The organism is Actinocorallia lasiicapitis (assembly GCF_054778695.1).
The window spans coordinates 1-3,837 of the sequence record NZ_BAAGZI010000484.1 but is presented as its reverse complement, the minus strand read 5'-3'; the positions used below and the strand labels follow the sequence as shown (position 1 = coordinate 3,837).

The 3,837-nt window shown below is 71.9% G+C and carries 6 protein-coding genes; all 6 read right to left on the bottom strand.

Annotated features, from left to right (window positions below; genetic code table 11):
* Positions 1-127 precede the first annotated feature (127 nt).
* Positions 128-904, bottom strand: coding sequence for a polysaccharide deacetylase family protein (locus ACYVE7_RS30730; protein WP_460369647.1), 777 nt, complete (start codon positions 902-904; stop codon positions 128-130).
* A gap of 70 nt (positions 905-974) precedes the next feature.
* Positions 975-1,469: a nucleotide-binding protein gene (locus ACYVE7_RS30725; protein WP_460369645.1), complete on the bottom strand. Its 495-nt coding sequence runs from the start codon at positions 1,467-1,469 to the stop codon at positions 975-977.
* Entirely contained in the window at positions 1,469-2,098 is a 630-nt protein-coding gene (gene hisH, locus ACYVE7_RS30720; RefSeq protein ID WP_460369643.1) for an imidazole glycerol phosphate synthase subunit HisH, read from the bottom strand. Before hisH ends, ACYVE7_RS30725 begins: the two co-directional genes overlap by 1 nt.
* A gap of 4 nt (positions 2,099-2,102) precedes the next feature.
* On the bottom strand, positions 2,103-2,243 hold the full coding sequence (locus tag ACYVE7_RS30715) for a hypothetical protein (RefSeq protein WP_460369640.1): 141 nt from the start codon (positions 2,241-2,243) through the stop codon (positions 2,103-2,105).
* Positions 2,244-2,307: 64 nt separating this feature from the next.
* The gene (gene hisB / locus ACYVE7_RS30710) at positions 2,308-2,901 is read right to left on the bottom strand and encodes an imidazoleglycerol-phosphate dehydratase HisB (RefSeq protein WP_460369638.1); all 594 of its coding nucleotides are present in this window, start codon (positions 2,899-2,901) and stop codon (positions 2,308-2,310) included.
* Positions 2,898-3,837: histidinol-phosphate transaminase (locus ACYVE7_RS30705; protein ID WP_460369636.1), on the bottom strand; the 940-nt coding region annotated here is incomplete at its 5' end. The genes ACYVE7_RS30705 and hisB, both read right to left, overlap by 4 nt.

Below are 3,837 nucleotides of genomic sequence, written 5' to 3'. Positions count from 1 at the left end.
GGCGCGGCCGCGTTCCTGCCGGGCCAGCCGCGCGGCGCGGGCCTCGGCCTCCTTCGCCGCCTGCGCCTGCCGCACGGCTCTGCGTTTCTGCCGTTCTTTGCTCACGCCCGCAAGTATCCACCGGCGATCAGAGCGCCACGAACGACAGCCCCCGCGACTTGAGCTCCGGCAGGACGGTCCGCAGCGCCGCGACGGTCTGGGTGCGGTCGCCGCCGCCGTCATGGATCAGCAGGATGTCGCCCGGATGGGCGGCCAGCAGGGTCCGGGTGATCGACGTGGTGCCGGGACGTGCCCAGTCCCGCGGATCGACCGCCCAGTCGACGCAGAACATCCCGTGCTCGGCCGCGATGTCGATGATCTGCTGCGACCACGCGCCGCCGGGGGCGCGGAACGAGCGGGGCGCGAGCCCCGAGATCTGCGCGACCCGGTCGTGCCCGCCCACGATCTCCTCAGTGATCTTCGCGGCGGACAGCCGGGGCAGGTTCAGCGGGTGGGTGACGGTGTGGTCGGCGACCTGATGACCGGCGTCGACGATCCGCTGCACCAGCTTCGGCTGCTCGGAGACCTGCTCACCGATCATGTTGAAGGTGGCGACCACCCCGAACTCGGCCAGGACGTCGAGGATCTGCGGCGTGTACGTCGGGTGCGGGCCGTCGTCGATGGTGAGGGCGACGGCGTTCGGCGGGGCGGGCGGGGCGAGGTCGCGCAGCGTCTTGACCGCGGCCGTCTTGTTCGGCGCGGTGATGTCCTTCGCGTAGGCCGGATTGGGCCGTTCGGTCGCGGTCGGGGTCACGGCCGCGTTCGCGGGCAGATGGCCCGCCCGGTGCCACAGCTCCGGTCCGACGCCGACGGCCAGCCCGCCCACCCCCGCGGCCAGCATCGCCAGCACCTGCCTGCGTTCCATCCCCGGCTACCTCCCCGTCACTGCTTACGCTGGTGAGATGCCGTCCGGCGGGCAATGGTTCAGCAACGGTTCAGGTGGAGAGCAGAGCCTCGATCTCCGCGGCGACGGCCCGGACGGGACGGCCGTCGTTGGCGACCACGGCCTCCTCGACCCCGGCCGTCTCGACCGCTTTCTGGAACGCGGCGGCCTCGGCGAGATGCCCGTCGAGGATCGCCCCGCCGTCCCGGCCGCGCAGCCGCGCCGCGACGGTCGCCGCGCAGGCCGAAAGCCGGATCACCCGGACCGTCCAGCCGGGCAGCGCGTCGGTGACGGCCGTCAGATGGGCCGGTTCGAGCAGCGCGCGGGCCAGCACCAGTTCGGTGACGCCCGCCGCCGTGTAGTTCGCCGCCACCGCCCGCAGATTCGCGGTCAGCAGCCCGTGCACGTCACCGGCCGAAGTCCAGCAGAGCCAGTCGAGATCGATCACCGCGACCCGGCGGCCCCGCTCCTGCAGCAGCTCGCCGAGGTCGGCGGCGACCGTGGTCTTCCCGGTGGCCAGGCCGCCGGTCAGCAGCACCGCCCGCACTACAGCGTGCCGAGCCAGTTGGTGAGGAGCTGCGCGCCCGCGTCACCCGACTTCTCGGGGTGGAACTGCGCGGCCGACAGCGGCCCGTTCTCGACGGCCGCGACGAACGGCCCGCCGTGCTCGGTCCAGGTGACGAGCGGCTGCTTGAACGGACCCGTCGCCTCCAGCTCCCAGTGCCGCACCCCGTAGGAGTGCACGAAGTAGAACCGGGCGTCCCGGTCGATCCCGGCGAAGAGCACCGAATCGGCGGGCGCGTCGACCGTGTTCCACCCCATGTGCGGCAGGACCGGCGCGTTCAGCCGCTCGACCGTCCCCGGCCACTCGTCGCAGCCGTCGGTCGTGATCCCGTGCTCGACCCCCTTCGCGAACAGGATCTGCATCCCCACGCAAATGCCCAGCACCGGCCGCGCCCCGGCCAGCCGGCGGCCGATCAGCCGGTCGCCCTTGACCGCGCGCAACCCCTCCATACAGGCCGCGAACGCGCCGACGCCCGGCACGACCAGGCCGTCGGCGTTGAGCGCGGTCTCGAAGTCGGACGTCACCGTGACGTCCGCGCCGACCCGGGCCACGGCCCGCTCCACGGACCGCAGATTGCCCGACCCGTAGTCGAGCACCACGACGTTCTTCATTCCGCTACCTCCAGAGGACGGCCGCGACGGCCGTGAGGACGGCGAGCAGCCCGAGCACGATCGCGCCGCTCCTGATGCCCTGCCTGACGAAGCTGTACACCCCGGCTGCGAAGAACCCCGCCAGCGCGAACAGCAGCAGTGTCACAGGACCGACTCCGTCGGCCCCGTGACAAGAGTGCTGTGCCTATCGGCTCGCTCGCTTCGCTCGCTCACAACGCGCCCTTGGTGGAGGGGATCCCGTGGACGCGCGGGTCGAGCTCGGACGCGTAGCGCAGCGCCCGGGCGAGCGCCTTGAACTGCGCTTCGACGATGTGGTGGGCGTTGCGCCCGTACGGCACGTGGATGTGCAGGCAGATCGAGGCGCTCGCGACGAACGACTCGAAAATGTGCCGGGTCATCGTGGTGTCGTACTCGGGGCCGATCATCGGGGCCATGCCCGCGGGCTCGGTGTGCACCAGGTAGGGACGGCCGGACAGGTCGACCGTCACCTGGGCGAGCGCCTCGTCCAGCGGGATCGACGCGTCGGCGAACCGCCGGATCCCGACCTTGTCGCCGAGCGCCTGCTTGAACGCGGCGCCCAGCGCGATCGCGGTGTCCTCGATCGTGTGGTGGCTGTCGATGTGCAGATCGCCCGCGGTCTTGACGGTCAGGTCGAACGAGCCGTGCTTGCCGAGCTGGGCCAGCATGTGGTCGTAGAACCCGACGCCCGTGGCGACGTCCACGACACCGGTGCCGTCGAGGTCGATCTCGACGAGGACCTGCGTCTCCTTGGTCCCCCGCTCGACACGGCCGATACGACTCACAACGACTCCTTCAGAACGGTACGGAAAGCGGCCATCTCGTCGGGGGTGCCGACCGAGACCCGCAGCCACTGGGGCGGGCCGACGGCCCGGATGAGGACACCGCGGTCGAGCATCCGCTGCCAGAGCGCGTCGCGGTCGTCGAAGGTGCCGAACAGGATGAAGTTGGCGTCGGAGTCGGCGACCCGCAGTCCCTCGGCGCGCAGCCACTGGACGGTCTCGTCGCGGGTCCGGCGCAGCTCGTGCACGTAGCCGAGGAGCTCGTCGCGGAAGGTCAGGGCGGTCTCGGCGACGGCCTGCGTCACCGACGACAGGTGGTAGGGCAGCCGGACCAGCAGCAGCGCGTCCAGGACGGCCGGATCGGCGGCCAGATAGCCGAGGCGCGCCCCGGCCAGGGCGAACGCCTTCGACATGGTCCGGGTGACGATCAGCCGCGGGTTGCCGGGCAGCAGCTCCAGCGCCGACGGGGTGCCGGAGCGGCGGAACTCGCCGTACGCCTCGTCGACGACGACCATGCCGGGCGCGACGCTCAGCACCGCCTTGATCGCCTCATGGTCGAGGGCGGTGCCCGTCGGGTTGTTCGGCGAGGTCAGGAACACCACGTCGGGCTGGTGCTCGGCGATGGCGGCGAGGGCCCGTTCGGCCTCCAGGCCGAAGTCCTCGTCCCGGAACGCGTCGATCCACCGGGTGTTGGCGACCTTGGAGATGGTCGGGTGCATCGCGTACGACGGTTCGAAGCCGAGCGCGGTGCGTCCGGGGCCGCCGAACGCCTGCAGGATCTGCAGGATGATCTCGTTGGAGCCGTTGGCGGCCCACACCTGCGCGGCGGTCAGGCGCACGCCCGCCTCGGCGTTGAGGTAGGCGGCGAGCCCGGTGCGCAGGGCGACGGCGTCGCGGTCGGGGTAGCGGTTGAGGCTCCCGGCCGTCGCGGCGACGGCC